The organism is Listeria cossartiae subsp. cayugensis (assembly GCF_014229095.1).
Taxonomy (GTDB): domain Bacteria; phylum Bacillota; class Bacilli; order Lactobacillales; family Listeriaceae; genus Listeria; species Listeria cayugensis.
Window position 1 is genome coordinate 707,729 of the sequence record NZ_JAARZC010000001.1, and the last position, 26,161, is coordinate 733,889.

The following is a 26,161-nucleotide window of genomic DNA, read 5'->3' on the forward strand; positions in this document are numbered from 1 at the left end:
TTCTAGGTTGTTTTTAGTAAATTGGTAGTGCCGCGAGTAGTAAAAAAGCAAAGGTTAAATGCGACATATACAACATCAATAGGCTTGGTCGATACGAATACATAATGTTCCACGCGAGCGAAGCAACAAAAATACCTATAATAGCTGCAAAATTACCACTTGGAAGCATCATTACCATACAAAGTAACGCCCCGAATATGTTCGAAAACCACGGATTAAAATAATGGTTCAATCGTTTTAATACAAAGCCACGCCAGAAAATTTCTTCACCTGGGATAATAGCAACAACTAATAGCAACCAAATTATCCAAGAATGCGTTGAATACTTATTAAAAGCAGCTTCCACAGAATTGTCTAGACCGCCTGGCGTTACTTTAAGAATAAAGGCGCCTATGTAAAAAATAATATAAAGGACAATTCCGGAAAAAATTCCTGGTAAAATGCCTTTAACGAACGAAAATTCCTTTTTTAAATCATCATTAAAAATCACAAAACTAAGTAAAAATAACATTCCAGCCCCATATAGATACCAAAAAACACGAGGGAACTGATAGGTTAATATAACAAGTAGGGCGCATAAAATGAGTCCCAGTACAAGTTTATAATCGATCTTGATGCTCTTCAAAATACTTTACACCTCTTCTTAACAATTACTTCTCATACTACTTTAAAACAAATGAAATCGTTTGGCAACAATTAAACAAAAGATAAGATAAAAGTTGTGCAATTTAATAAATCCTATATAATTAAAAAATAGGAGTGGTTCATAGATGTTAGAAAAAAACTATAAATTTTTACTTTGGATTTATATATTCTGGTTTTTAGGCAGTGTATTGCTTGTTTCCTTGCATGTTATTCCACCAGAGCTGACGGCTGTTCAATCGTTATTTTTAGTATTTACTGGTGTGTTTGCGGCTGTTTTCTTTATTATGCAATATGGTAAATGGCTAGGATCGGCAATCACGTTACTTATTTTTGTTGTAAGTACTTGTATCGAGTGGATGCAGTTGAGTTATACGGATGAGTATATCGGATCTGCGCTGGGCGGAAGTGTCTATGGGATTCCGGTAACAATGGGCTTTATCTGGGTCGGAATGGTTGCTGGTACGCACATTATCGCTCGTGAAATTACGCTGAAAATTAATATTGACTGGATTCGCGGCGGGATTTATTCCTTTATTGCTGCAACCATGGTGATGATATTTGAAGTGTTAATCGAGCCAATCACGATGCAATCCAAACAACTTTACATTACTCAAAATGGATTCACGATATTACAGCTATCGGATTTTGTTAATTGGTGGTTGTTAGGTCTTATTTTACATTTGATGATTTACTTTATTTTGAGTCTGACGGACAGCTGGGGACGCCTCAAATATCCGGATTTAAAATCAGAAATTGTTATTGTTTATTGGATTATCATTGCCTTTTTCGTATTTTTATCGTTTTATCTTGATTTATGGACATCGATTGCGATTATCATAGTTTCCAATATTATTTTCACGGCTTGTTATTTTTTCAGTCTGGAAAAAGAAAAGAAATCCGAATGATTACTCGGATTTCTTTTCTTTTTGTAAAAATTTCTGCGTGGCGATTTGGGCATTTTCGATAATAAAAGGAAGGGAGCTACCCGACATTGCCCCAGCGCCAATCACAAATAAATTTTTGAATTTAGGCGATTTTTTCGAAGGGTGCAAGAAGCCATGTTGGCGCCATAGATGTTGCAAACCAAAGATAGCACCGTACTTAACATGGTATTTCTTTTCCCAGTCTGTTGGGGTAATAATATATTCTTCTTCAATATATTCTTCTAAATCTGGCACATCTAAACGCTCTTTTACGGTATCTAAAATTAATTTTCGAAAAGCAGGTGTTTCTTTTTGCCAATCGATGTTGCTCGTATTATTTGGAACCGGCACCATAATGCGGACGCTAGAATGATTGATTGGCGCCATCGTATTATCTGTTGCGGAAGGATTGGTCAAATGAATCGATAAATCTTGGGATAAAATTTTCTTATGTATTGTATTATTCGCAAATTCACGGTAATTTTTTGGGAAAATAATCGATTGATGCGAAAAAGGCAAGATCGTTTTTAAGCCAAGGTAAATGATAAAAGCTGAAGAGGAATATTCTTTCGTTTCCAATTTGTTTGGCGATTCATTTGTTAAGGAATAAATAAAATCTAAATTAGTGAAATAATAGTCTGCCTCAATTGTTTTACCATTGGCAAGCACTGCGCCTGTAATGTCTTTGCCGTTTGTTTCGAACTCGGTTACTTCGGAATTAAAGAAGAATTTGCCTTTATTTTCCGTAACTACTTGCTGCATCGCTTCGACAATTTTATTTTGCCCGCCGATGGGATGGAAGGTGCCGTAGTAGTATTCCGAAAAGGGGATAATGCTATAAGCCGCCGGAATATCCCACGGAGACATTCCTAAGTAGCGCATTTGCAACGAAAAAGCGAGACGAAGGTTTTTACTATTAAAATAGCGCGCTAAATCATCCATTAAAGATCTGCCAAGCGTCAAACTAGGAATAGCACGCAAAGTCGTCGGGCGGAAAAAATCAAACAACGAACTATAATTAAATTGATTGAGCGGGGAAACATAGAGCATTTTTTTCGTATTTTCTTTCATAAAGCGTTCAAAACCATCTTCTTCTCCAGGAAAATACGTTTTAATGACAGTCTTTGTTTCAGAATAATCACTATAAAGTGGAAAAGTAATATCTTCAAAATAAAGCGTATGTATTGGATTAATCGGTAAAAGAGAAACATAGTCCAAAATATTTCGATTACAGTCCATAAAAAGAGAAGTGAGAATATGCGTCATCGTTAGCGCGGAAGGACCGACATCAAATGAGTATTTGCCCATTTTGTGTAGCGCAGTTCTGCCACCAATGCGATCATTTTTTTCATAGATGTTTACTTGATAGCCGAGCTGACTTAGTAGCATCCCAGCAGCCAAGCCACCTGGTCCAGCTCCAATAATGGCGATTTTCTTTTTACTCTCCAAATTAAAACGCTCCTTTTCCCGTTTTTCTACATATAAAAAACGCAAAAACATAAAGCATTATCACACGGAAATGCTTTATTTTTGCGCACTTAAAAAACTATTTTGTTTGTTATTCTTCGGTTTCTTCTTCGTCTTCTTCCACAGAATGAATAATTTGGTAATTTTTGTGGTTTACAACGGTTTTCTCTTCAATACCTAAATCTTTGAAATTTTCCATATAAGTTAAGTCGACAATAACGGAATTTTCATTGAGCTTCTCAACGATTCCTGTTAAGCCATCCTTAAATTCAATAATGTCTCCAACATGTGCTTTTGCCATTGTTATCACTCCTTCAATTTTCGGTGTTGCCACTATCTTGCTGAAAAAGAATGTATGCATTTTTGAACCTTCCTTAAATTCTGCACTAAAAAGCCATTAAAATCAACTATAAGCCATTAAAAAGTGTATTTTAAATAAAAAAGGAATCATTTTGTTAATAAATTTATAGAAAACGCTCCCTTTTCTCTGGCTTATAAAGAAGGAAACAGGGCAGACTGCAAAAAAATATTCTAAAAAATTTTTAATCAAATAGTTGTAACAATAGGTAAAACATGGTACTCTTTTTAATTGAGGGATAGTCTTTTTTGTCGAAATTTTTTCGGCTTAAAAGGTTACAACAAATTTCTTTACAAAGGAGAATGTAAATTATGGAACAAGCAAGTTTTGTAGTAATCGATGAAACAGGAATTCACGCACGCCCAGCAACTCTATTGGTGCAGGCTGCAAGTAAATACAGCTCTGACGTTCAAATTGAATACACTGGTAAAAAAGTAAACCTTAAATCAATTATGGGCGTTATGTCTTTAGGTATTGGTAAAGGCGCTGATATCACTATCTACACTGAAGGTAGCGATGAAAAAGAAGCAATCGAAGGACTAACTGAAGTTCTTAAGAAAGAAGGATTGGCTGAATAATGGCTAAAGAGTTGAAAGGTATCGCAGCATCTGATGGGATTGCCATTGCGAAAGCTTATCTGCTCGTTGAACCTGATCTTTCCTATGAAAAAACAGAAGTTACGGATGTTGAAAGTGAAGTAAAACGTTTTGAAAGCGCGTTAGAAGTTTCTAAAAAAGAACTTTCAATGATCCGTGAGAAAGCTGCTAAAGACTTAGGCGAAGATAAGGCTCAAATTTTTGATGCGCATCTTCTAGTTTTAAATGATCCTGAATTAACAGGACCAATCGAAGAAAGCATTAAAAATGCTAAAACGAATGCAGAAACAGCTTTACAAGAAACGACAGACATGTTTATTGGTATGTTTGAATCTATGGACAACGAATACATGCGTGAACGTGCAGCGGATATTAAAGATGTACGTAAACGTGTTCTTTCTCACTTACTAGGTGTGACTATTCCTAATCCAGCTTTAATTGATGAGGAAGTAGTTGTTGTTGCAGCTGATTTAACGCCTTCTGATACCGCACAACTTAACCGTAACTTTGTTAAAGGTTTCGTGACGGATATTGGTGGACGTACTTCTCACTCCGCTATTATGGCGCGCTCTCTTGAAATTCCAGCAGTAGTTGGAACAAAAGAAGTTACTGCTAGCGTAGCGAAAAACGATATTGTTATTATTGATGGTTTGGAAGGTAATGTTATCATCCACCCAACAGAAGAACAAATCGCTCACTATGAAAAAATTAAATCTGATTTTGCTTTGCAACAAGCAGAATGGGATAAACTTAAAAACGAAAAAACCGTTTCTAAAGACGGCGTTCACGTGGAGCTTGCAGCAAACATCGGAACTCCGAATGATTTAGAAGGTGTTATTTCTAACGGCGGGGAAGCAGTTGGACTTTACCGTACAGAATTCTTGTACATGGGTCGCGACAATTTCCCAACAGAAGAAGAGCAATTTGAAGCGTATAAAGCAGTAGTATCCGGAATGGACGGAAAATCTGTGGTTGTTCGTACATTAGATATCGGTGGCGACAAAACGTTACCATACCTAGAACTTCCTGAAGAAATGAACCCATTCTTAGGATTCCGCGCAATTCGTCTTTGCTTTGCGAATGAAGAATTATTCCGTACACAACTTCGCGCGTTACTTCGTGCAAGTGTATATGGTAACTTAAAAATTATGTTCCCGATGATTGCAACAGTAAATGAATTCCGTCAAGCACGTGATATTTTACTAGACGAAAAAGCGAAACTAAAAGCTGCTGGAACAGAAGTATCTGATTCCATCGAACTTGGAATTATGATTGAAATTCCTGCTGCTGCAGTTTTAGCTGATCAATTTGCAAAAGAAGTTGATTTCTTCTCTATCGGAACAAATGACTTAATTCAGTATACAATGGCTGCTGACCGTATGAACGAACGCGTTTCTTACCTTTACCAACCATACAATCCATCTATTTTACGTTTAGTTAAAATGGTAATTGATGCTTCTCATAAAGAGGGCAAATGGACTGGTATGTGTGGGGAAATGGCTGGAGATCAAACGGCTGTACCACTTCTTTTAGGCTTAGGCTTAGATGAATTTTCAATGAGTGCTTCAAGCATTCTTAAATCTCGTTCGTTAATCAAACGTTTAGATCAATCTGAAATGGTGAAATTAGCGGAAGAAGCTTTAAACAAATCTACAGCAGAAGAAGTTGTAGAATTAGTTGAAAAATATACTGCAGAGTAATCTCTGATTGAAGGCCTAGACATTTTTCGTGTCTAGGTCTTTTTATGTTGTGAAATAGAAGTCTCCCAAGTATAATTGGGAGGATAGTTAGTTTTAAAGGGGGCAACAAGGTTGGTTATCTACATATTAGCAGGCTTTTTTCTGCTACTTTTCATTGTTTTGTCGATTATAGATAGACGACGAATTAGCAATGGGATTGTTTTGACAATGGCGCTATTTTTTTCAGTGCTTTCGGTCGTTTATGCTACTTTTTCAAAAGGGAATGAACTGCTCGTCTCGGTGATGGGGACGGTATTACTTTTATTAGTGTTACTTATTCCGTTTTTTGTTGTGGGGATAGCAACGATGCTTATTGTGAACGGACGGTTAATGTTAAAACGAGAAGGGCGCAAATTAGCCAATATGCTACCGTTAATTATTGGTTTAGGTATTTTAGCATTTATTATTGCGTGGTTTGTAAGTATTTTAAAAACAGGTAGTCCGATTCTTGGGATTGCGGTTGTTTTTATCGTGGCATTAGTTGGTTACTTTTCGTTCTTATTTTTATCATTTCTTTTGTCTACTTTTCTCTACCAATTTAACTTTCCGAGGTATAATCAAGATTTCTTAATTGTGCTTGGGAGTGGCTTGATAGGAGGCGACAGAGTACCACCGCTGCTTGCTAGTCGACTGAATCGCGCAATCAAATTCTACAACAAGCAATATGCTAAAAAAGGCAAACGGGCGACTTTTATCGTTTCTGGTGGCCAAGGTGCTAATGAGACTATTTCTGAAGCTGAAGCGATGCGAGGGTATTTGATTGAACAAGGTATCGATGAAGATTTTATTATTATGGAAGATAAATCAGTGAATACTTTGCAAAATATGCAATTTTCAAAGGCGAAGATGGATGCGATTATGCCAAGTTATAATAGCTTGTTTTCAACGAATAATTTTCATTTGTTTCGGGCGGGTATTTATGCAAGAAAAGCTGGTTTGAAGAGTCAGGGGATTGGTGCGAAAACGGCTTTATACTATATGCCTAATGCGTTAATCCGAGAATTTATCGCGATTACGGTGATGTATAAAAAAGTACATTTGATTTTACTTGGTTTATTGGTATTGTTTTTTGTGTTTTTAGGAATTATTGGTATTACTTTTAGATAGGAGGCTGAAATGATGGAGAAAATTGGATTTGTTGGTACAGGTGTGATGGGTGCAAGCATGGCGGGACATTTGCTAGAAGCTGGTTATGAAGTATTTGTTTATACGCGCACGAAAGCGAAAGCGGAAGGGTTACTGCGTAAAGGAGCACATTGGGAAGAAACGCCGGGTGCGCTTGCAAGTAAAGTGGACGTGTTAATTTCGATGGTCGGTTATCCACAAGATGTAGAAGCTTTATATTTAGGCGAAAATGGCTTTTTAGACAATCTAGCTGCTGGATCTGTCGCGGTGGATATGACAACTTCTTCCCCAGCACTAGCGAAAAAAATGGCAGAAGTTGCTCTCGAAAAAGAAATCGGTATGCTTGATGCTCCGGTTTCTGGAGGAGATATTGGCGCGAAAAATGGCACATTAGCTATTATGGTTGGTGGAGCAGAAGAGACATTCCTTAAAATGAAACCAATCTTTGAAATTCTTGGAAGTAGTGTGGTGCTACAAGGAGCAGCAGGAGCAGGACAACATACTAAAATGGTCAATCAAATTGCGATTGCCTCCAATATGATTGGCGTAACTGAAGCGATTATTTATGCGGAAAGAGCAGGACTTAATCCGTCGCGCGTCCTTGAGTCAATTTCTGGCGGAGCAGCGGGAAGTTGGTCACTTTCTAATTTAATTCCACGCGTGTTAAAAGATGATTTTTCACCGGGATTCTTTATTAAACATTTTATTAAAGATATGGGCATCGCGATTACCGAAGCGAAACAAATGGGACTTGATTTACCAGGACTTCTTTTAGCAGAAAAAATGTATCAAACTTTAGCAGAGCGAGGTTTAAGCGAAGAAGGAACCCAAGCTTTAATTAAATATTACCGTTAAAAAAATAGCCCAACCTAGTGGTTGGGCTATTTTTACTTTTCTAGAAAAGCAGCCATTCGGTCTAACGCCTCTGCTAAATTATTAAAAGAAGTAGCGTAAGAAAGGCGGAAATACCGGTCGCCTTTTTCTGAGAAAGCATTGCCGGGAACGACAGCTACTTTAGCTTCTTCCGCTAGTTTAACAGCCCAGTCAAAAGAATTTTCTTGGATTGTGTCCGGCAGTTTAACAAAAAAGTAAAATGCACCATCCGGCGGAATAACAGTAAATCCCATTTTTTCTAAACGATCTTGAGTGAAATTAGCTCTTGTTTTATACTCCGTGCGCATTTGGAACGCATCATCTTTTCCGTTTGTAAGTGCTTCTAATGCGGCTTTTTGAGAAATCGAGCTAGCGCATGTAACGGAATATTGATGGATTTTTAGCATTTCGGTTGTGAGACTTTCTGGGGCAAGCAAGAAGCCTATTCGCCAGCCAATCATTGCATGTGACTTAGATAAGCCATTGATAACAATGGTTTGTTCTTTCAACATTGGCGCGATGCTCACATGCTCTTCATGATAAGTTAGTTCGCTATAAATTTCATCAGCAATTACGAAAATTCCAGTATCTTTCAGAACGTCTGCTAACGCCGCAAGTTCTTCTTTGGTTAATGTTACTCCTGTTGGGTTGGAAGGATACGGTATTATTAAGGCTTTTGTTTTAGGTGTAATGTGCGCACGTAATTGTTCCGGTGTTAATTTGAAATTCGTCTCGGTTGTATCGATTTTGACCGGGCGTGCTTTATTCAAAGTAATTAGTGGTTCATAGCCAGGATAAATTGGATCAGGTAAAATTACTTCATCATCTGGTTCTAAAATGGTTTGCAAGGCGACCGAAATAGCTTCTGTAGCGCCCACTGTGACGATTATTTCTTTATTTGTGTAAGATAGGTCATATTTTTCGTGAAAATAGGTAGAGGCCGCTTCTAGCAATTCTGGCATGCCTGCGTTTGGTGTATAGTTGGTGAAATTTTCTTCTATTGCTGAAATAGCTGCTTGTTTTACATGCTCTGGTGTTGGAAAGTCAGGTTCGCCAAGTGTTAAGCGAATCATATCGGGAATGCCCGTTACCCGTGTATTAAACGTTCTGATACCACTTACTTGAATGTCGCGTAATTCCGGTCGAATTGATTTTGTCATTTTCGTCACCTTTCTTTATAAGAAAATCCCGTGAAAATTAGGTGGGAGTAAGCTTCGTAATTTCATTCCATTATAGCTTAAAAAGGAAGAAAAGCAAAATGTCTGAAAATATTACTAAAAACCCTTGCACTTTTAATTGGAATGCTATAAGATGGTTTTAATAATGATAATCATTTTCATTTAGAAATGATTTGTAAATGTGGAAGGGGCCGCCGGATATGACTAAACCAGGTAAATATGAAGCTCTCTTTTTTCCAACAAAAGATGGCTTGCTAAAAATACATGCTTATGGCTTTAATCCTTGTGGTTCATGGGGGGAAGTATTCGCAACCATTGGTGATCAAACGATTTGTGTCAAAGGATTCAATCGTCATAAAACCATTGTGCGAGCTACGAAAATGATTATAAGCTCTACTGCCAATCGAAAAAACGAATTTTAATAATCAAAAGACTGTGAAAAAGTGAATTGCCTTTTTACAGTCTTTTTTTGGAATAGAATACGCGCAAAATTGGGTAAATCGTGTCTTTCTGGTTAATTTAAAATAATTTCTTTTTCTGAATATTTCCAGAACCCTTGCGTTATACGTGCGGTTTGCGATAAAATTTGGTAGTATAGTGAAAGAAATAAGATATGGCGAAGAAACCAACTATGAGGAAATATGTGAAAAAGCATTGCCACGCGTGTACTACAGCAAGGTATGCCAATATTTGCACGTCAGATGGTGGATTTGAGAGGAGAGGTAAGATGTCTCAGTTATTGGGAATTATTCAACGTTTACATGCAATGCAAGAAGATGAGTCTGCTGAAACACAAGCAAGACGTTTTGAAAAAAATGGTACGCCTGTGTGCGAAGTGAAGTTTTTCCAAGCTTCTAACTCATTTGAAGTAGAAATCTATGGCGACAACAGTAAATATCAGTTTGATGATATTGACATGACGGCTATCGAAATTTTTGAAACATTACAAGAAAACGAATAAGAAGGTAAAAATCGGACAATCTGGTTCTTTACTTAGAGGCTGTGAATATTTATTCACAGCTTTTTTTATTTTCAAGCACTAAATGAAAGAAATCAGACTAAATAGTATGGTAGAATAGGAGATGGAAAAGTTTCGCTTTATTTTAAAAAGTTGAAAGAAACTTCGTAGAGCTTGAAAATACAAGGAAGAGGAAGATTCTAAATGATCTCAAATAGATTTGGACAATTTATTGACAATGAACTAGCTGATTCTATGATTTCCGCTGAAAAGGTTGCCCATGTGCAGCTTGGTAATAACTTAGAACATGCACTACTTGTTTTAACTAAATGCGGTTATTCAGTTATTCCTGTACTAGACTTTGAATTTAAACTCCATGGATTAATAAGTGCAGCAATGATAACAGATGCGATACTTGGACTCGAACGTATCGAGTTTGAACGATTAGAAGATTTAAAAGTAGAAGATGTCATGCAAACAGATTTCCCAGTAATTAAAGATTTTAACAATAACGAGCGAATTGTACACTTACTTGTAGATCATCCTTTTGTTTGTGTTGTAGATGCTGACCACCATTTTGAAGGAATAGTAACAAGACGCGTTGTGTTAAAACAAGTCAATCGTTATATTCATTTACAGGTGGAGGAAAATAGATGATTGTCACAGAATATGAATTACTTGTTTGTTTAGCGGAAGAACTTAATATGCGTAAAAGTGCGGAAAAGCTCTTTTTAAGTCAACCAGCTTTGTCACAACGCCTGCAAACAATTGAAAGCAGATGGAACACCAAAATCTTTATTCGTACACAAAAAGGACTACTGCTAACCCCAGAAGGAGAAGCAATTGTCCGCCATGCATCAAGCGTTATTGAGCGTGAGCATACTATCCAAGAGAAACTCGAAGCGATGGAAGGTGTCGTGCGGGGAACACTGCGAATTGCCTGTGCGAGTGTAGTTGCACAAATGTGGCTACCGCGCGTCCTAAAAGCTTTCTCAAGAGCCTATCCAAACGTGCAAATTTCGCTTGTCACGGGTTGGAGCAGCGAAGTAACGCAACAATTAGCTGCTGGCAATGTTCATATCGGGATTGTTCGTGGAAATTCCACTTGGAAAAGCGTTCAAAAACCATTATTTAATGACAAATTAATTTTAGTTGACACAGAAATCACAAAAATTGAAGAAGTTTTCCAAACCAATCGACCATTTATTCAGTTTCGCAGTGATTCGAATTATTACCAAGTTATTCAAGACTACTGGCAACGTAATTTCGGGAAAATGCCACGTCAAGCAATGCTTATGGATCAAATGGAAACTTCGAGACAAATGGCTTTAAATGGAATTGGTTTTGCGATTTTACCGGAAGTAACGATGTTAGGCTATACGGATAAAATCAACAAAATTCCACTAACAGAAAAAGACGGATCGGTTTTAAGCCGGGAAACGAATTTACTGACCTACGAACAGTCACTCAGTTTACCACAAGTGAAGGCGTTTTTAGAAATAACAGATAAATTCCTTGAACAAGTTAAATAGCTATGGCAAAATAGAAAGCAGAACATATCGGAAGGGGACAAAAATTCATGAAACAAATGGATGCACACCAAATTATTTCTTTTATTCAAAATAGCAAGAAAGCAACACCAGTCAAAGTTTATCTTAAAGGGAACTTAGAAAAAATCGATTTCCCAAGTGATGTAAAAACGTTCATTACTGGAAATGCGGGAACAATTTTTGGAGAATGGGCGGTTGTTGAACCATTATTAGAAGCAAATAAAGCGAATATTGAAGATTACGTGATTGAAAATGATCGTCGTAACTCCGCTATTCCTTTGTTAGATATGAAAAATATTAATGCACGCATCGAGCCCGGCGCGGTGATTCGCGACCAAGTAACTATCGGCGACAATGCGGTAATTATGATGGGAGCAAGCATTAATATCGGTTCTGTTATCGGCGACGGTACAATGATCGATATGAATGTTGTTCTTGGCGGCCGCGCAACTGTTGGTAAAAATTGCCATATCGGTGCGGGTTCTGTCCTTGCCGGCGTAGTGGAACCACCGTCCGCACAACCAGTTATCGTCGAAGATAATGTAGTTGTTGGCGCAAACGTGGTTGTTTTAGAAGGCGTACGTATTGGAGAAGGCGCAGTTGTAGCAGCGGGCGCAATCGTTACAAAAGATGTAGCTCCTGGAACAGTTGTAGCCGGAATTCCTGCACGTGAACTAAAAAAATTAGATGCAAAAACAGCGTCTAAAACAGAAATCATGCAAGAACTTCGCCAACTTTAAAAAATTAAAGGGAACTGTTTCGTCTGTTGGCGGAGCAGTCCTTTTTTAGAAGGAGAGAGTCGCCATGTTAAATGAATTTATTGCCATTCGACGTGATTTACACCAAATTCCTGAAACAGGTTACAAAGAGCTGAAAACACAAGCTTATTTATTAGATTATATTAGCAAATTACCGAACGAACATTTAAAAGTAAAAAAATGGCGCACGGGAATTTTAGTTTTAGTAAAGGGAACGAATCCCGAAAAAACAATTGGTTATCGTACTGATATTGATGCATTGCCAATTACAGAAGAAACGGGCCTCGCATTTGAATCGAAACATCCCGGCAATATGCATGCTTGTGGACATGATTTACATATGAGTATCGCGCTTGGTGTATTGACGCATTTTGCAAGTAAACCTGCCAAAGATAATCTACTATTCGTGTTCCAACCAGCCGAAGAAGGACCGGGCGGCGCTAAACCAATTATGGAAAGCGCGGAATTTGCTGAATGGCGCCCAGATAGTATTTACGCACTTCATATCGCACCAGAATACAAAGTCGGCGAAATTGCGATTAAGCCTGGCTTACTATTCGCCAATACGTCCGAACTCTTTATTTCGTTTAAAGGAAAAGGTGGCCACGCAGCGTATCCACATTTGGCGAATGATATGGTTGTTGCTGCAAGTGCGTTCGTTGGGCAAATGCAGACAATTATAAGCCGAAATATTGATCCAATGGATAGCGCGGTTATTACAATTGGTCGAATACACGGCGGCGAAATTCAAAATGTCATTGCGGAAACGGCTTATTTAGATGGGACAATTCGGACGCTTTCACCAGCAACAATGGAAATCGTTTGGACTCGTTTGAAACAGCTCGCTAAAGGCTGGGAAGAGGCTTACCAATGTGAAGTAGAATTCCATCCGGGTTCGGATTATTATCAAGTAGACAATGATCCAGCTGAAACCGAAGAATTTATCCAGTTTTTAGAAGAACGTTACCCTGAAAGTTATGTGCCAGCGCGTTCGGCAATGACAGGCGAAGACTTTGGTTACTTTTTATCCGAAATTAAAGGATTTATGTTTTGGTTAGGTGTGGATTCGGAGTACAGTTTGCATCACGCGAAACTTAATCCAAAAGAAGAAGCGATTCCATTTGCGATAGATGTATTAGTTCAATTTTTTGAAAGTAAATAAAAAGACGTAAATTCGTTCTCAAAATGAGCGAATTTACGTCTTTTTAATTATTATTTGGTCCGAATGTGCTTACAAAATTGAGCGGTAATTCGATTTCATTTTCTGCGAGTGCTTCGCGGATATCTTTGAGTAAATCGCGTTGAACAGAGTATTGCTCACCATTCACGGCTTTACCTACTACTCGAATCATCATATTTGTCGCGTCGATGTTTTGCACACCTAACACAACAGGGGGCTCTACGATATTTTTGTTTTCTTTTGCAGCAACTTCACAAACTTCACTAATAATTTTAATTGCTTTTTCCGGATCTTCATGCGGACTAATTTGAATGTCCACCATCACACGCATATTGCCGCGCGAATGATTACTAACGACCATAATTTGTCGGTTAGGAATGAAATGAAGCGTGCCATCAAAATCACGTACCTGTGTTGTTCTAAGTCCCAGTGCTTCAACAGTTCCATTGACGAGCCCAATTGTAATCGTATCACCAACATCAAGTTGTCTTTCAAGTAGAATAAAAAATCCAGTTACCACGTCACTGACAAGCCCTTGCGCACCAAACGCGATTGCCAAACTCGCAACCCCAGCGCTCGCAATAATCGCCGTAACATCCATAAAGTTCTGTAATAATAAAATCGCAAAAGTGAAGAATAAAACATAACCGTAAAAATTAGAAATTAAACTCTCTAACGTATCCGCCCGCCCAACAGAAACGGCTTGTTGTTGCCGATACTTGCGGAAGAAACTACGAATAATCTTATTACCAACTACGCGAAAAATAAAATAAAGAACAATTAATATGGCAATTTTTATCCCCACAGAAATAATATGATTCCAAAATTGTTCCCAGTCAATCGAATTGAACCACTTTTTGAGTAAATTCATCTTTTGGTCCACATCCTTTGAAAGATCTCCATCCATTTCATCTCCCCCTTTCTAATGAAATGTCCTTTTCTATTCTAACAAATATTTTACAAAAATGCTGTTATAAAAAATAAATTTTCACTAGAAAACGCTCATTTTTCTCGAAAAATCGCACTTTTTTTCAAAAAAAATTAAAAAACTGTTAGCCACTCTTGTAGTAAGATGGAGGCGCTTTCTAAAATGTGCAAAATGGCGCAAACCAAACTGTATGATGTGAAACTAAGCCGAAACTTGTGTACAATGATAAATGTTATTGCTTTTTTTAAAAGTGATATGGGCCGAATTTTTGCCTAGTAAATAATTCAATCTAAAAAAAGAAAGGGGATTTTATTTTGAGTAAGATTAAAGTAGAAGAGCTAACGAAGATTTTCGGAAAAAAGGCTTCCAAAGCATCTTCTTTACTTTCTCAGGGGAAATCGAAAACAGATATTTTGAAAGAAACAGGCGCGACAATTGGTGTGAATAAAGCATCTTTTAGCGTAGAAGAAGGCGAGATTTTCGTTATTATGGGGCTTTCTGGTAGTGGGAAGTCGACTTTGGTACGACTTTTAAACCGTCTAATTGAGCCTACGAGCGGGAAAATTTGGCTTGACGGAAAAGAACTATCCAGTCTAAATAAAAAAGAACTTTTGGAAGTTAGAAGAAAAAGCATGAGCATGGTCTTCCAAAACTTTGGTTTATTTCCGAATAGAACAATTAACCGCAATGTGGAATACGGCCTTGAAATTCAAGGAATGGACAAAGAAGAACGCGAGAAAAATGCAGCAGAATCGCTTGCACTTGTTGGTTTAGCTGGTTACGGCGATCAATATCCTTCGCAACTTTCTGGTGGGATGCAACAACGTGTAGGTCTAGCAAGAGCACTTGCGAATAATCCGGACATTTTGCTAATGGATGAAGCTTTCTCCGCGCTTGACCCACTTAACCGAAAAGATATGCAAGATCAGTTGCTTGATTTACAAGATAAAATGAAGAAAACAATCATCTTTATTACCCATGATTTGGATGAGGCGCTTCGTATTGGCGATCACATTATGATTATGCGTGATGGTTCTGTCGTTCAAACAGGTTCTCCGGAAGAAATTCTGGCACATCCAGCAAATGAATATGTAGAAAAATTCATTGAAGATGTAGACCGCTCTAAAGTCTATACAGCGAGCAATGTTATGATACGTCCAGAAATCGTTAATTTTGAAAAAGACGGTCCTCGTGTTGCGCTTAAACGGATGCGTGAAGCTGGAACTTCCAGTGTATTCGTTGTGAAACGTAATCGTGAGCTAGTTGGTATTGTCCATGCTGCTGAAGTATCTAAACTTGTAAAAGAAAATATTACTTCGCTTGAAACAGCTTTACATCGTGATGTGCCTACAACTGGCCTAGATACGCCTCTTGCAGAAATTATGGATACTATCTCGACAACAACGATACCGATTGCTGTAACAGAAGATGGAAAACTAAAAGGAATTATCATTCGCGGATCCGTTCTGGCCGCACTTTCTGGAAACGAGGTGAACGTTAATGCCTAATATTCCAACGATTCCATTAGCTAGTTGGATTGACAAATTAGTGGATGGCTTAACGCAATTTGAAGGATTTTTTAATGTAATTACTAATATCATTGGCGGAATTGTGGACGCATTCCAATGGGTTTTTGACTTAGTTCCACCATGGTTATTTATTATTTTACTTGTATTTGGCACATTTTGGGTAAATCGTAAAGGCAAAAAATGGGGTTTAATTATTTTTGAAGTTGTCGGTTTACTGTTAATTTGGAACTTAGATTTCTGGCGTGATATGACACAAACATTAACGCTTGTGCTGACAAGTAGTTTAATTGCGCTTGTTATTGGCGTTCCACTTGGTATTTGGATGGCGAAAAGCAATATCGTCGAAAGTATCTTTAAACCGGTACTCGACTTTATGCAAACTATGCCAGCCTTTGTTTACTTAATTCCAGCCGTAGCATTTTTCGGAATTGGAATGGTTCCCGGGGTTGTGGCTTCTGTTATTTTCGCAATGCCTCCAACTGTTCGGATGACTAACCTAGGTATTCGCCAAGTTTCGACAGAGCTAGTTGAAGCAGCAGATTCGTTTGGTTCAACCCCTTGGCAAAAACTTTGGAAAGTACAACTGCCAATGGCGAAATCGACTATGATGGCCGGTATTAACCAAAGTATCATGTTAGCACTATCCATGGTCGTAATTGCTTCGATGATCGGTGCAATGGGACTTGGAACACGTGTTTACTTCGCAGTAGGACGTAACGACGCTGGTGGCGGATTTGTAGCTGGGATTGCGATTGTTATCGTAGCAATCATCCTAGACCGTCTAACACAAGCCTTCAATAAAAAAGCGAAATCAGAATAAGGAGGAGAGTAGATTGCTAAAAAAATTAATCACCACCGCAGTTTTGGCTATGCTTATTTTCACTTTAGCAGCCTGCGGGACAACCCTTGCTCCTTATGACGCGAAAAAAGATTTAGGCGAACAAATCAATTATACAATCACTGGAATTGATGCAGGAGCAGGAATCATGCTTGCCACACAAAATGCAATTAAAGATTACCATTTAGATGATGATAATTGGCAGTTACAAACAAGTTCGACTGCGGCAATGACTAGTACACTTCAAAAAGCGATGAAAGATAAGCGCCCGATTGTCGTAACTGGTTGGACTCCGCACTGGATGTTTACAAAATTCGATTTGAAATTTTTAGATGATCCGAAAAATGTCTTTGGTAATGCGGAAAATATCCACACAATTGTACGTAAAGGTTTAAAAGAAGATAAGCCTTCCGCGTACCAAGTGTTAGATAATTTCTTTTGGACCGCAGAAGATATGTCGGAAGTAATGCTCGAAGTTAATGACGGCGTTGATCCAGAAGAAGCTGCTAAAAAATGGATTAAAAACAATCCTGAAAAAGTTGCCAAATGGACAGATGGCGTTGAAAAAGTAGATGGCGATGAAATCAAGTTAACTTATGTTGCTTGGGATTCTGAAATTGCCTCCACCAATGTTGTTGCAGAAGCATTAAAAAAAGTTGGCTATAAACCAACGATTCAAGCAATGGAAATTCAACCAATGTGGGCTTCCGTTGCAACAGATGCAGCAGATGGAATGGTAGCAGCATGGCTTCCAAACACTTCCGGAATCTACTACAAAGATTACAAAGGGAAGTTTGAAGATTTAGGACCAAACTTAAAAGGTGCAAAAATTGGCCTTGCAGTTCCAAAATACATGACAAACATTAATTCCATTGAAGATTTGAAAACAAGCAAATAAACTTTTGAAAAGACACGAAGAAGTCCAAGTCTTACTTGATACTTTCTCCGTGCCTTTTTTTCTCTATAAGGGTAAAATAATAGTTGATTGATGAAATTGCTAGGAGGAAGATGAATGTTTAAAAAATTTCTAAAAAAGACAAAACAAGAAGTAGTATTCGCACATGTAACTGGACAAGTTATCGCATTAGAAGATGTTCCAGATCCAGTTTTTAACCAAAAAATGATGGGGGAAGGCATTGCAATTAAGCCGGAAACAGGCACAATTGTTGCTCCTGTAGATGGAAAAATTATTCAACTCGCAGAAACAAAACATGCTTTTGGAATTCGTACTGATATGGGGCAAGAAATTCTTGTACATATTGGCTTAGAAACTGTATCTCTAAACGGTGAAGGCTTCAACGTTTTAGTAAGTGTCGGTGATAAAGTAAAAGTAGGTGACCCGATTGTGGAAGCAGACTTTGATTTCATCGAAAAAAATGCCGCAAGTACGGTCGTACCAATGGTTATAACAAACAGTTCAGAAGGTAAATACGATTTTGATTTCCAAACTGTAACAAAAGCAGAAGCCGGGAAAACTGAAGTATTGACAACTAATTTAAAATAATCGAACGAAAAAATCCGTGAAAGGGTAATTTCCTTTTCATGGATTTTTTAGTATTCATTTACGAGTTAAAAGGGTAGAATGAAGGTAATTAGTAAATAAAAGGAGCGGAATAATATGTTAGAAGTAATTGTTCAAAATCCAAGAGATGCCTACTTAGCTGAAAAATATGGCGCGGATAGAATGGAAGTAGTTTCGGCAATAAGCGAAGGTGGTCTGACTCCGAGTTATGGAGCGATTAAAGAAATCGTGCGTGCTTCCAAGTTACCAGCCATGATGATGATTCGCCCGCATAGTTTTTCTTTTGTTTATGATGAGGCTGCGAGAATCGTAATGGAACGCGATATTGAGCTTGCAAAAGAAGTCGGCGTAAAGGGAATTGTCTACGGCGGCATCACAGCAGACGGCGATATCGATCAATCCCTGCTCGAAAAAGTGATTGAATGGAAAGGCGATTTGGACCTTACTTTTCACCGAGCACTGGAAGCAACCAAAGATATCGAAGCGAGTTACCAAGTTTTGCGTACATATGGAAAAGACATTAACCAATTACTCACTTCTGGCGGGACAGATAGCGCGCTAGATTCCTTGCCGCGCCTAAAACGTTGGATTCAAGATAGTCAAGAAAACCCTGATTCATTCCAAATTTTAGTTGGAAGTGGCGTCAAACCCGAAAACATCGCTACCTTCCAAGCGACATTTAATCACACCGATTATCACGTAGGAAGTGCGGCAAGGGAAGCTAGTGATTTTTCCAAAGACATTTTAAAAGAAAAAATCGCTACGTTGCAACAACAAATAAACAATCACTGATTCTACGTAGCAGGTAGCCTTCCAAGCTTAGATACGCTATAATGAAACAAGACTATTCTTAATGAAAAGGTGGAAAAAAAGTGAATAACTATATTGGCAAAAGCCAAGTAATGACCGTAAAAGAAATCAAAGATACAGGTTGGCTTCTTGAAAAAGAAGACGTAACTGTTTTTTTATCTAAATCCAATACACATGAAACGGAACTTGCTGTTGGTGCAGAAGTAACCGTATTTATTTTTGTGGACTATGACCGCGAAATCGCAGCAACAACGATTATTCCAAAAATTCAAGTAGGACATTATGGCTGGGGAACAGTAACAGAAGTGCGCAAACATCTAGGCGTTTTTGTCGATATCGGCATTGAAAAAGACGTCGTTGTGTCACTGGACGACCTGCCAGCATTACTGCACTTATGGCCTAAAAAAGAAGACCGCGTGATGATTGCACTGCGCGTAGATGAAGAAAATCGCGTTTGGGGCGTTCTCGCAGAAGAAGAACAATTCCGCGCCATTGCTGTTCGAGCAGAACAAGATTTGTTTAACCAAAATATCGAAGGTACGATTTATCGTTTATTAAAAATAGGTTCATTTGTGTTTACAGATGATTTCCATATTGGCTTTATTCATGAAAGCGAACGTACTTCCGAGCCACGAATGGGTGAACGCGTGAAGGCACGTGTTATCGCTGTAAAACCAGACGGCTCATTAAACTTATCGCTTCGTGGTAGATCGCATGAAGTATTGAATGATGATGCGGAAATGATTTTAACGTATTTACGAAGCGTTGGCGGAGAAATGCCATTTGGCGATAAATCCGATCCAGATGCTATCCGTGCAAAATTTGGTATAAGTAAAGCACAATTCAAGCGCGCACTTGGCACCCTATTAAAAGCGCGACGCATTACACAAGAAGACGGCGTGACGACGAAAATCACCGAAGAAACATCCGACTAAAGTAGTAGGGCATGTTCCAACTAGCGCGGTTTGTTTCCTTTAGCAAATCATCGCTATAATAAACACAGCATGTACAAAGTAGCAAAAATCGAGAAATAACTTTGTCAAAACATGAACGCAAGGAGGTGTGTCAGCTTGAAAAAAATGGAAAGCTCGGTTGTTTTTGTATTTTTAATTGCGATTATTGTTGGTGTAGGACTAGAAATGTTATTCCAGTGGGAGCTACTTATTTTGTTTGCACTCGGGATATTTTTCATCTTTACATCAAGAAAGGCAAGCGCAACGAAGAAAAGTGCGAGAAACTCATTATTTATTGGTATCGTATTTATCATTATCGCCGTGTTACTAACAACCACTTTTAAAGTAGGACTTGTTGTTGCGGGGATTTATGCGATCATTCACTATATTAGTCGGAAGCGGGCACCTCAATTATTAATGCTTAAAACTAGAGAACCAGACAGCAAGATTGACCGCACAGATAAATTTATTCGCAATCAATGGTTCGGTAACCAGCGTATACTCGATGTAGTGTATGAATGGGATGATATCAATATCCAAACGGGAATTGGTGATACGATTCTCGATTTAGGAAATACAGTTCTTCCAACTGGCGAAAGTGTCATTATGATTCGTAGTGTATCGGGCAAAATTCGGATTCTCGTTCCATTTGATATTGGGATTTGCATCGAACACTCCGCAATTTTTGGAAATATTCAATATGATAAAGAAAGCACCTCTATTCAAAATAATAGCATCAAGGTCTACTCAGATAATTACGAAAGTTCTGCGCGAAAAGTGAAAATCATGACTTCTGTAATCTTTGGAGATTTAGAGGTGATTAGGCTATGAGCTTTTCGAAACTAATGATGGTTGTTTGCTCGGGATTACTACTCGTTGCAACAGCTATCGGCACAGTCGGATACTATTTTTTTAGTGAAGGCTCTTGGTATAAAATCCTAATTGAACAAAAAATCTTTTATATCCCTTTTGTCGTTTTTGTTCCGCTGACAGCCATTTCGGTTGGTTTAATCATCGGTGGTTTGCTTGGCTATTTCGTGAAGCAAAAGTTTGAATCGATTGACTTCTCGATTCGGTTGCTTGGACAAGGCGATTTGGAGAAAAAGATTACAAGCGAAGAAGACGAAAACTTTTTAGAAGTACAGCAAGTATACAAGCAAATCGACCGCTTACGTGATAAAATGAAAGCACAAACGATTTTGACACAAAAACTTGCAAGCGACCGCGCGGAATCAACGGGCCAAACAAAAGAAGCTATTTTGTCAGAAGAACGGCACCGGATTGCTCGGGAATTACACGATTCAGTGAGTCAGCAACTTTTTGCAGCGATGATGCTTTTATCAGCATTGAATGAACAAAGCGAAAAAAGCGCCACTCCAGCCATGCAAAAACAATTAAAAATGGTAGAATCCATCGTCAATGAATCCCAATCTGAGATGCGCGCACTCTTACTTCACTTACGTCCAACACAACTAGAAGGTAAATCGCTTAAAACTGGTATTGAACAATTATTAAAAGAATTAACAACCAAATTGCCTATCGAAGTCGAATGGCAAATTGAAGATATTAATTTGCAAAAAGGCATTGAAGATCATTTATTCCGTATCGTTCAAGAGCTACTATCCAATACTTTGCGCCATTCCAAAGCAAAATTATTAGAAGTACGCTTGGTCACAATGGATAATTTAGCTGTCATGAAAGTAGTTGATGATGGCGTTGGCTTTGATATGGATAATGTTCGCCAAGGTTCTTATGGCTTGCAAAATATGCGAGAACGCGTTGCCGAATTTGGCGGCACCATCAAAATAATTAGTTTCCCAGGAAGAGGAACTAGTGTAGAAATAAAAATCCCACTTGTTGCGAAAAAGGACGTGGAAAGCGAATGATAAAAGTATTACTTGTAGATGATCATGAAATGGTACGAATAGGTGTTTCAGCCTATCTTTCTGTGCAAGATGACATGGAAGTTGTTGGCGAGGCAGAAAACGGACGTGAAGGCGCTGATATGGCTTTAGAATTACGCCCAGATATCATTTTAATGGATTTAGTGATGGACGAAATGGACGGCATCGAAGCCACAAAAGAAATTATGCAAAACTGGAAAGAAGCAAAAATCATTATCGTCACAAGCTTCATTGATGATGAAAAAGTATACCCAGCACTAGAAGCCGGGGCAAGCAGTTATATGCTAAAAACATCGACAGCAAGCGAAATTGCAGATGCGATTCGTGCTACATACGGCGGAGACTCTGTCCTTGAACCAGAAGTAACTGGCAAAATGATGCAAAGACTAACCGCTAAACCAGAAAAAAACTTACACGATGATTTAACGAATCGTGAAAATGAAATTTTACTTTTAATTGCGGAAGGTAAATCTAACCAAGAAATCGCCGATGAACTTTTCATCACGTTAAAAACGGTTAAAACGCATGTAAGTAATATCTTATCAAAATTAGATGTACAAGATCGCACGCAAGCAGCCATCTATGCATTTAAACACGACTTAGTAGAAAAAAAGTAGCCAGGAGGTAACGCACACATGAAAGAAGGATTTGCAGTCATCGGTCTTGGGCGATTTGGTGGAAGTATTTGTCGGTCATTAGTCGAGCAAGGAATGGAAGTACTTGCGATTGATTCAGATGAAGAACGCGTAAATGAATATATGTCGATTGCGACCCATGCAGTTATCGCCAATTCCACAGATGAAAATGCGCTTCGTCAATTAGGTATTCGTAACTTTGAACACGTTATCGTTGCTATTGGGGAAGATATTCAGTCGAGTATTTTAACGACGCTAATTTTAAAAGAAATGGGCGTAAAATATGTTACGGCAAAAGCAACGAACGACAAGCACGCCAAATTGCTTGATAAAATTGGAGCTGACCGCGTTGTCCATCCTGAGCGGGACATGGGACGCCGGATTGCCCATTATATCGTATCGAAAAACATGCTTGATTATCTGGAACTTTCGGATGAATATAGTCTTGTCGAGATTTCGGTATCTGATCCGCGCTTCCTAGGGAAAAGCTTGGTGGATCTGGATTTCCGTAACTCTTTTGGTGTGAATATTGTCGGCATTAAAAAAGATAAACAAATGATTATTACCCCCGAAGCAAATGATGTTCTCCACGAAGGTGATATCCTTATTGTGATTGGTTCGGATGATGATATTGAACGACTACAAGAAAAAATTCAATAAAAATAAAACCTAGGCATTAATAAAAGATATGTAAACATGTCAATTATATGCGTAGGTTTTTTATTTGTTTACGCTTTACTGCTTGCTATCTAGCCAGTTATTTTCTATGATAGTTACATAGCTTTACTTAAAGGGACAGGGGGAGAGAACAGATGAAGAAATTTTTGCTTGATAAAATCGGCGCTCGCGGACTTATTCAAATGTTGCAAGCATTTATTTACGCGAGTATTTGTGTGGTCGTCCATACAGTTATTTTCCCTGATTTAGCCGGAGTATTACCTATAGTAGTACTAATAGGGATTATTTCTATGCAACCTACATACGGAATTACTAGAAAAGTTATTCCCCAAATTGCACTAGCATTCACATTAGCGTGTTTGTTTGTCATTATAAGTACTTATTTTTTCCCGATTAATGTGTATATTTACTATATTGTGATGATTGTTGTTATTTTAGCGGTGAACTTTCTGATGCCGCAGAAATATATGGTGATGACACTCGCAATTGGGACCGCGCTTTATTTCCTTGGAACGGACGATTTGCCCATGCCTCTTTATGTGATGGTCATTGTGGCACTAATTGATGTATTCGTATTCTTTTTACTCGTTCAGCTAGTCGTAAAATATGTCCATTTGCCGCTAGAAAAGACCGTTCAAACCATTATGAAGCAATTAGTAGGACTTTTTGATAAAGAAATTGAAAGTGTATTTAAAAATAATGGCAAATTTATAACAAAACCGTTGTATAGCATTTTTGTTCAATCGCAAATGTTTATTAAAGAATATAGTGCCAGTAAAAAAGCCAATCCGCGTCATGTGGAACTATATCAATCGCTACTACCGAATTATTTGCAACTCTTTTTCCATATGCAAACGATGGAAGACATTGGTAGAGCCGGATTGTCAGAAGAGGCGAAACAGGCGCTTGCCAAGATTAATGTAGAAGTTTCTGATGAAATTAATGCAAAAGAAGTCGACCCAGTGGCCTCATTTCACGTGAAAAAATTTGTTGAGAACTTTCTAGCTGTGAAGGTTGGAATGGCTGAATTAGCTGAAGGGGGCGAGAAGAAATGAAAAAGATTTCTATGAGAGAACGTTTTGCTCTTGACCCTCGGGTGGCTAAAGTCTTAATTAGTATTACGATTGCCGTGATACTGTTCCCGATTATGGGGGATTGGATTGTTTACCCAACTTATGTATTTAATGCCATTTATATTACGGCTCAAATGAGTAAAGGTGAGACATATAAATCAAGCATCGAGCGGATTATTGGAACAATTGTCGGGGGATTACTTGCTGCACTTGTCTATTTGCTCGTGCCGAATCACCACTATATTATGATTCCAATTGGCGCAGCACTCGCGGTTATGTTAAGTTATCTATTTACGAAAAAATTCACGATGGTTATTGTCGTTATCACAGTTATGGTACTTGTCGGAAAAGGGGACGGGGAACCTATTGTGTTTTTGAGGGATAGACTATTTGATACGATGATTGGGTTAGCGATTGGTTTCCTTGTTTACGCGTTGTATCCACGCAAGAAAAACAAAAAATTAAACCAAGTGTTTATTTCTCAGGAAAAAGAAGTGCTAGAGCGAATAAAAGCAATCGATATCAATGCGGAAGACGCGAAAGAGCTAGCTCCGAAAATAAAAGCGTTATGGAAGCAACTGATAGATTTAAGAAAAACACGTGAGCAAATTGTAACAGACAGCAGTTTTGTTCCGAGTTTAACATCCGACGAACCAATGCTCCATTTTACAAGATTAGTTGAGCAGGCGATTAATAATATCGAAATTTTGTACCATGTGACATTGGAAAAAGAGTCAGAACCAGATTATGAAGTGGTGTTTTCCTATCATCAACAAGCTTGTGCTAAAGTGATTACCGAGATGGATGCACTGATTAACAAACATAAATAAAAAGATGACTGAGGCTTTGAGTAGCTTCAGTCATCTTTATTTTTATTCGGTAATATCTAAGCTCTTTTTAAACATGGAAATCACGCGTTCTAAGTCTGTTTGTTCAGGTGCAAAGTAATACAAGTTAAACCCGTAAGATTCGCTATAGATCATTTCCCCTTCACCTTTAAGTTCTTGGGAATCTACATTTTTTAGTACGGAAGAATAATTGGTTGCCATTGTTGTAATGTCGGTTAGTGTCATATTCGTTTGGAAATTATCACCAACAGCTTTCATGATGCTTTCAAAATTGGAAACACCAGAGGAGCTTACGACTTTATTCGCAATACCGATAATAACATCACGTTGTCTATCTTGGCGACCAAAGTCACCACGTGGATCTTCATGACGAATACGTACATATTGCAAAGCATCTGTGCCATTCAAGGTAATATCTCCTTTGACAAATTTGCTATTTACGACGGTTAAATCGATATCATTAGTAACAGTAATACCGCCAACTGCGTCTACAAGGTCCTTAAAGCCCTCCATATTGATGGAAATGAAATAATCTACAGGAACTCCTGGCATAAGCTTTTCGACGGCTGAGACGGTTCCTGAGGGGCCACCTTTGGAATAGGAAGCATTAATTTTACCAATGTCGCCATTTCCATAGTCAACTTTTGTATCACGGGGGATACTGACCATTTCTACAGCATTCTGTTCTTTATTTGCGGTTGCAAGAATAATTGTATCGGCACGACCATTTGTTTCACCAGGTCGAGCATCTGAGCCCATTAACAATACAGAAAATGGTTTTTTCTTTTCTAAGTCACTTGCTGTTTTATTACTTGATTCTAGTGGCACATTTATTTTTGAAAAGGTATTTTGAACGGTGATGTAGTACTTCGCTGCTAATCCTGTTATTGAGAAAAAGATAATTCCTAAAAGGGTTACGCTAGCAATTTTCATAACTTTAGTAAAAGTGGACGTTGTTTTTTGCTTCTTTTCAGTCCTAGTTTCTGTCATAAAATTTTCCTCGTCTTTCTATTTTGTTTGTTTAAACATACCATCGTCTTTGCAAGAAATCAACAAAAAACGATAAATGATGTTGAAACCATTTACCGTCTTT

At 38.2% G+C, this 26,161-nt stretch carries 29 protein-coding genes; 23 read left to right on the forward strand and 6 right to left on the reverse strand.

The window, feature by feature from the left end:
- Positions 1–13: 13 nt before the first annotated feature.
- Positions 14–625, reverse strand: coding sequence for a CPBP family intramembrane glutamic endopeptidase (locus HCB49_RS03615; protein ID WP_185604134.1), 612 nt, complete (start codon positions 623–625; stop codon positions 14–16).
- Between the two features lie 145 nt (positions 626–770).
- Between HCB49_RS03615 and HCB49_RS03620 the strand changes: the two genes are divergently transcribed.
- Entirely contained in the window at positions 771–1,550 is a 780-nt protein-coding gene (locus tag HCB49_RS03620; protein ID WP_185480169.1) for a DUF422 domain-containing protein, read from the forward strand.
- Here the strand turns inward: HCB49_RS03620 and HCB49_RS03625 are convergent, their stop codons facing one another.
- Complete coding sequence (locus tag HCB49_RS03625) at positions 1,551–3,068, reverse strand: phytoene desaturase family protein (RefSeq protein ID WP_185604135.1); 1,518 nt, start codon at positions 3,066–3,068, stop codon at positions 1,551–1,553.
- A gap of 58 nt (positions 3,069–3,126) precedes the next feature.
- Complete coding sequence (locus HCB49_RS03630; RefSeq protein ID WP_185391054.1) at positions 3,127–3,396, reverse strand: YkvS family protein; 270 nt, start codon at positions 3,394–3,396, stop codon at positions 3,127–3,129.
- Between the two features lie 308 nt (positions 3,397–3,704).
- Between HCB49_RS03630 and HCB49_RS03635 the strand changes: the two genes are divergently transcribed.
- The 4 genes from HCB49_RS03635 (at position 3,705) to HCB49_RS03650 (ending at position 7,708) form a co-directional block, all read left to right on the forward strand.
- On the forward strand, positions 3,705–3,971 hold the full coding sequence (locus HCB49_RS03635; RefSeq protein WP_003719221.1) for a phosphocarrier protein HPr: 267 nt from the start codon (positions 3,705–3,707) through the stop codon (positions 3,969–3,971).
- Positions 3,971–5,689 (forward strand): phosphoenolpyruvate--protein phosphotransferase, encoded by a 1,719-nt coding sequence (gene ptsP / locus HCB49_RS03640; RefSeq protein WP_185391055.1) that lies wholly within the window; start codon positions 3,971–3,973, stop codon positions 5,687–5,689. Before HCB49_RS03635 ends, ptsP begins: the two co-directional genes overlap by 1 nt.
- Positions 5,690–5,800: 111 nt before the next feature.
- Positions 5,801–6,835 (forward strand): YdcF family protein, encoded by a 1,035-nt coding sequence (locus HCB49_RS03645; RefSeq protein ID WP_185604136.1) that lies wholly within the window; start codon positions 5,801–5,803, stop codon positions 6,833–6,835.
- A gap of 12 nt (positions 6,836–6,847) precedes the next feature.
- The gene (locus tag HCB49_RS03650; protein WP_185604506.1) at positions 6,848–7,708 is read left to right on the forward strand and encodes an NAD(P)-dependent oxidoreductase; all 861 of its coding nucleotides are present in this window, start codon (positions 6,848–6,850) and stop codon (positions 7,706–7,708) included.
- A gap of 32 nt (positions 7,709–7,740) precedes the next feature.
- Here HCB49_RS03650 and HCB49_RS03655 read toward each other — a convergent pair whose 3' ends face one another.
- The gene (locus HCB49_RS03655; RefSeq protein ID WP_185604137.1) at positions 7,741–8,886 is read right to left on the reverse strand and encodes an aminotransferase class I/II-fold pyridoxal phosphate-dependent enzyme; all 1,146 of its coding nucleotides are present in this window, start codon (positions 8,884–8,886) and stop codon (positions 7,741–7,743) included.
- A 218-nt stretch (positions 8,887–9,104) separates the two neighbouring features.
- Here HCB49_RS03655 and HCB49_RS03660 point away from each other — a divergent pair, with 218 nt between their 5' ends.
- The 6 genes from HCB49_RS03660 (at position 9,105) to HCB49_RS03685 (ending at position 13,332) form a co-directional block, all read left to right on the forward strand.
- Positions 9,105–9,326: a hypothetical protein gene (locus HCB49_RS03660; RefSeq protein WP_008947388.1), complete on the forward strand. Its 222-nt coding sequence runs from the start codon at positions 9,105–9,107 to the stop codon at positions 9,324–9,326.
- 305 nt (positions 9,327–9,631) lie between these two features.
- Entirely contained in the window at positions 9,632–9,865 is a 234-nt protein-coding gene (locus HCB49_RS03665; RefSeq protein WP_003719227.1) for a YkuJ family protein, read from the forward strand.
- Positions 9,866–10,066: 201 nt separating this feature from the next.
- The gene (cbpB, locus tag HCB49_RS03670; RefSeq protein WP_003726554.1) at positions 10,067–10,519 is read left to right on the forward strand and encodes a cyclic-di-AMP-binding protein CbpB; all 453 of its coding nucleotides are present in this window, start codon (positions 10,067–10,069) and stop codon (positions 10,517–10,519) included.
- A complete protein-coding gene (gene ccpC / locus HCB49_RS03675) occupies positions 10,516–11,394 on the forward strand; it encodes a transcriptional regulator CcpC (protein WP_185480165.1) in 879 nt (292 codons plus the stop codon). Before cbpB ends, ccpC begins: the two co-directional genes overlap by 4 nt.
- Before the next feature lie 47 nt (positions 11,395–11,441).
- Positions 11,442–12,152: a 2,3,4,5-tetrahydropyridine-2,6-dicarboxylate N-acetyltransferase gene (dapD, locus tag HCB49_RS03680; RefSeq protein WP_185480164.1), complete on the forward strand. Its 711-nt coding sequence runs from the start codon at positions 11,442–11,444 to the stop codon at positions 12,150–12,152.
- Between the two features lie 64 nt (positions 12,153–12,216).
- Positions 12,217–13,332 (forward strand): N-acetyldiaminopimelate deacetylase, encoded by a 1,116-nt coding sequence (locus HCB49_RS03685; protein ID WP_185604138.1) that lies wholly within the window; start codon positions 12,217–12,219, stop codon positions 13,330–13,332.
- 43 nt (positions 13,333–13,375) lie between these two features.
- On the opposite strand, the gene HCB49_RS03690 is transcribed toward HCB49_RS03685, so the two are convergent.
- Positions 13,376–14,221 carry a mechanosensitive ion channel family protein gene (locus tag HCB49_RS03690; RefSeq protein WP_185502666.1) on the reverse strand — a complete coding sequence of 282 codons (846 nt, stop codon included), beginning with the start codon at positions 14,219–14,221 and terminating at the stop codon, positions 13,376–13,378.
- Positions 14,222–14,592: 371 nt separating this feature from the next.
- Here HCB49_RS03690 and HCB49_RS03695 point away from each other — a divergent pair, with 371 nt between their 5' ends.
- From HCB49_RS03695 to HCB49_RS03750, 12 genes are all read left to right on the forward strand, one after another.
- Positions 14,593–15,786 carry a quaternary amine ABC transporter ATP-binding protein gene (locus tag HCB49_RS03695; RefSeq protein ID WP_003722878.1) on the forward strand — a complete coding sequence of 398 codons (1,194 nt, stop codon included), beginning with the start codon at positions 14,593–14,595 and terminating at the stop codon, positions 15,784–15,786.
- On the forward strand, positions 15,779–16,627 hold the full coding sequence (locus tag HCB49_RS03700; RefSeq protein WP_003722879.1) for an ABC transporter permease: 849 nt from the start codon (positions 15,779–15,781) through the stop codon (positions 16,625–16,627). The genes HCB49_RS03695 and HCB49_RS03700 overlap by 8 nt, the downstream gene beginning before the upstream one ends.
- Positions 16,628–16,640: 13 nt before the next feature.
- A complete protein-coding gene (locus HCB49_RS03705; protein ID WP_070264949.1) occupies positions 16,641–17,543 on the forward strand; it encodes a glycine betaine ABC transporter substrate-binding protein in 903 nt (300 codons plus the stop codon).
- A gap of 114 nt (positions 17,544–17,657) precedes the next feature.
- Positions 17,658–18,149 carry a PTS sugar transporter subunit IIA gene (locus HCB49_RS03710; RefSeq protein WP_185556765.1) on the forward strand — a complete coding sequence of 164 codons (492 nt, stop codon included), beginning with the start codon at positions 17,658–17,660 and terminating at the stop codon, positions 18,147–18,149.
- A gap of 114 nt (positions 18,150–18,263) precedes the next feature.
- Positions 18,264–18,959, forward strand: a complete 696-nt coding sequence (locus tag HCB49_RS03715) for a copper homeostasis protein CutC (protein WP_185604139.1) — start codon at positions 18,264–18,266, stop codon at positions 18,957–18,959.
- 80 nt (positions 18,960–19,039) lie between these two features.
- The gene (locus HCB49_RS03720) at positions 19,040–19,912 is read left to right on the forward strand and encodes a CvfB family protein (protein WP_185391062.1); all 873 of its coding nucleotides are present in this window, start codon (positions 19,040–19,042) and stop codon (positions 19,910–19,912) included.
- 135 nt (positions 19,913–20,047) lie between these two features.
- Complete coding sequence (liaF, locus tag HCB49_RS03725; protein WP_003734006.1) at positions 20,048–20,761, forward strand: cell wall-active antibiotics response protein LiaF; 714 nt, start codon at positions 20,048–20,050, stop codon at positions 20,759–20,761.
- Positions 20,758–21,816, forward strand: coding sequence for a sensor histidine kinase (locus HCB49_RS03730; RefSeq protein WP_185391063.1), 1,059 nt, complete (start codon positions 20,758–20,760; stop codon positions 21,814–21,816). Before liaF ends, HCB49_RS03730 begins: the two co-directional genes overlap by 4 nt.
- A complete protein-coding gene (locus tag HCB49_RS03735; RefSeq protein WP_003722886.1) occupies positions 21,813–22,451 on the forward strand; it encodes a response regulator in 639 nt (212 codons plus the stop codon). The genes HCB49_RS03730 and HCB49_RS03735 overlap by 4 nt, the downstream gene beginning before the upstream one ends.
- Positions 22,452–22,469: 18 nt before the next feature.
- On the forward strand, positions 22,470–23,129 hold the full coding sequence (locus HCB49_RS03740) for a potassium channel family protein (protein ID WP_003719245.1): 660 nt from the start codon (positions 22,470–22,472) through the stop codon (positions 23,127–23,129).
- Positions 23,130–23,281: 152 nt separating this feature from the next.
- A complete protein-coding gene (locus HCB49_RS03745) occupies positions 23,282–24,202 on the forward strand; it encodes a hypothetical protein (protein WP_185604140.1) in 921 nt (306 codons plus the stop codon).
- The gene (locus HCB49_RS03750) at positions 24,199–25,050 is read left to right on the forward strand and encodes an FUSC family protein (RefSeq protein WP_185604141.1); all 852 of its coding nucleotides are present in this window, start codon (positions 24,199–24,201) and stop codon (positions 25,048–25,050) included. The genes HCB49_RS03745 and HCB49_RS03750 overlap by 4 nt, the downstream gene beginning before the upstream one ends.
- A 42-nt stretch (positions 25,051–25,092) precedes the next feature.
- Here HCB49_RS03750 and HCB49_RS03755 read toward each other — a convergent pair whose 3' ends face one another.
- Positions 25,093–26,058, reverse strand: a complete 966-nt coding sequence (locus tag HCB49_RS03755; RefSeq protein WP_185391066.1) for an LCP family glycopolymer transferase — start codon at positions 26,056–26,058, stop codon at positions 25,093–25,095.
- Between the last annotated feature and the right edge of the window lie 103 nt (positions 26,059–26,161).

Coding starts and splice junctions, on each gene's coding strand:
- HCB49_RS03620 (WP_185480169.1), top strand. CDS start 771: ATGTTAGAAAAAAACTATAAATTTTTACTTTGGATTTATATATTCTGG.
- HCB49_RS03625 (WP_185604135.1), bottom strand. CDS start 3,068: ATGTTTTTGCGTTTTTTATATGTAGAAAAACGGGAAAAGGAGCGTTTT.
- HCB49_RS03630 (WP_185391054.1), bottom strand. CDS start 3,396: ATGCATACATTCTTTTTCAGCAAGATAGTGGCAACACCGAAAATTGAA.
- HCB49_RS03635 (WP_003719221.1), top strand. CDS start 3,705: ATGGAACAAGCAAGTTTTGTAGTAATCGATGAAACAGGAATTCACGCA.
- ptsP (WP_185391055.1), top strand. CDS start 3,971: ATGGCTAAAGAGTTGAAAGGTATCGCAGCATCTGATGGGATTGCCATT.
- HCB49_RS03650 (WP_185604506.1), top strand. CDS start 6,848: ATGGAGAAAATTGGATTTGTTGGTACAGGTGTGATGGGTGCAAGCATG.
- HCB49_RS03655 (WP_185604137.1), bottom strand. CDS start 8,886: ATGACAAAATCAATTCGACCGGAATTACGCGACATTCAAGTAAGTGGT.
- HCB49_RS03660 (WP_008947388.1), top strand. CDS start 9,105: ATGACTAAACCAGGTAAATATGAAGCTCTCTTTTTTCCAACAAAAGAT.
- HCB49_RS03665 (WP_003719227.1), top strand. CDS start 9,632: ATGTCTCAGTTATTGGGAATTATTCAACGTTTACATGCAATGCAAGAA.
- cbpB (WP_003726554.1), top strand. CDS start 10,067: ATGATCTCAAATAGATTTGGACAATTTATTGACAATGAACTAGCTGAT.
- ccpC (WP_185480165.1), top strand. CDS start 10,516: ATGATTGTCACAGAATATGAATTACTTGTTTGTTTAGCGGAAGAACTT.
- dapD (WP_185480164.1), top strand. CDS start 11,442: ATGAAACAAATGGATGCACACCAAATTATTTCTTTTATTCAAAATAGC.
- HCB49_RS03685 (WP_185604138.1), top strand. CDS start 12,217: ATGTTAAATGAATTTATTGCCATTCGACGTGATTTACACCAAATTCCT.
- HCB49_RS03690 (WP_185502666.1), bottom strand. CDS start 14,221: ATGAATTTACTCAAAAAGTGGTTCAATTCGATTGACTGGGAACAATTT.
- HCB49_RS03700 (WP_003722879.1), top strand. CDS start 15,779: ATGCCTAATATTCCAACGATTCCATTAGCTAGTTGGATTGACAAATTA.
- HCB49_RS03710 (WP_185556765.1), top strand. CDS start 17,658: ATGTTTAAAAAATTTCTAAAAAAGACAAAACAAGAAGTAGTATTCGCA.
- HCB49_RS03715 (WP_185604139.1), top strand. CDS start 18,264: ATGTTAGAAGTAATTGTTCAAAATCCAAGAGATGCCTACTTAGCTGAA.
- HCB49_RS03730 (WP_185391063.1), top strand. CDS start 20,758: ATGAGCTTTTCGAAACTAATGATGGTTGTTTGCTCGGGATTACTACTC.
- HCB49_RS03735 (WP_003722886.1), top strand. CDS start 21,813: ATGATAAAAGTATTACTTGTAGATGATCATGAAATGGTACGAATAGGT.
- HCB49_RS03740 (WP_003719245.1), top strand. CDS start 22,470: ATGAAAGAAGGATTTGCAGTCATCGGTCTTGGGCGATTTGGTGGAAGT.
- HCB49_RS03745 (WP_185604140.1), top strand. CDS start 23,282: ATGAAGAAATTTTTGCTTGATAAAATCGGCGCTCGCGGACTTATTCAA.
- HCB49_RS03750 (WP_185604141.1), top strand. CDS start 24,199: ATGAAAAAGATTTCTATGAGAGAACGTTTTGCTCTTGACCCTCGGGTG.
- HCB49_RS03755 (WP_185391066.1), bottom strand. CDS start 26,058: ATGACAGAAACTAGGACTGAAAAGAAGCAAAAAACAACGTCCACTTTT.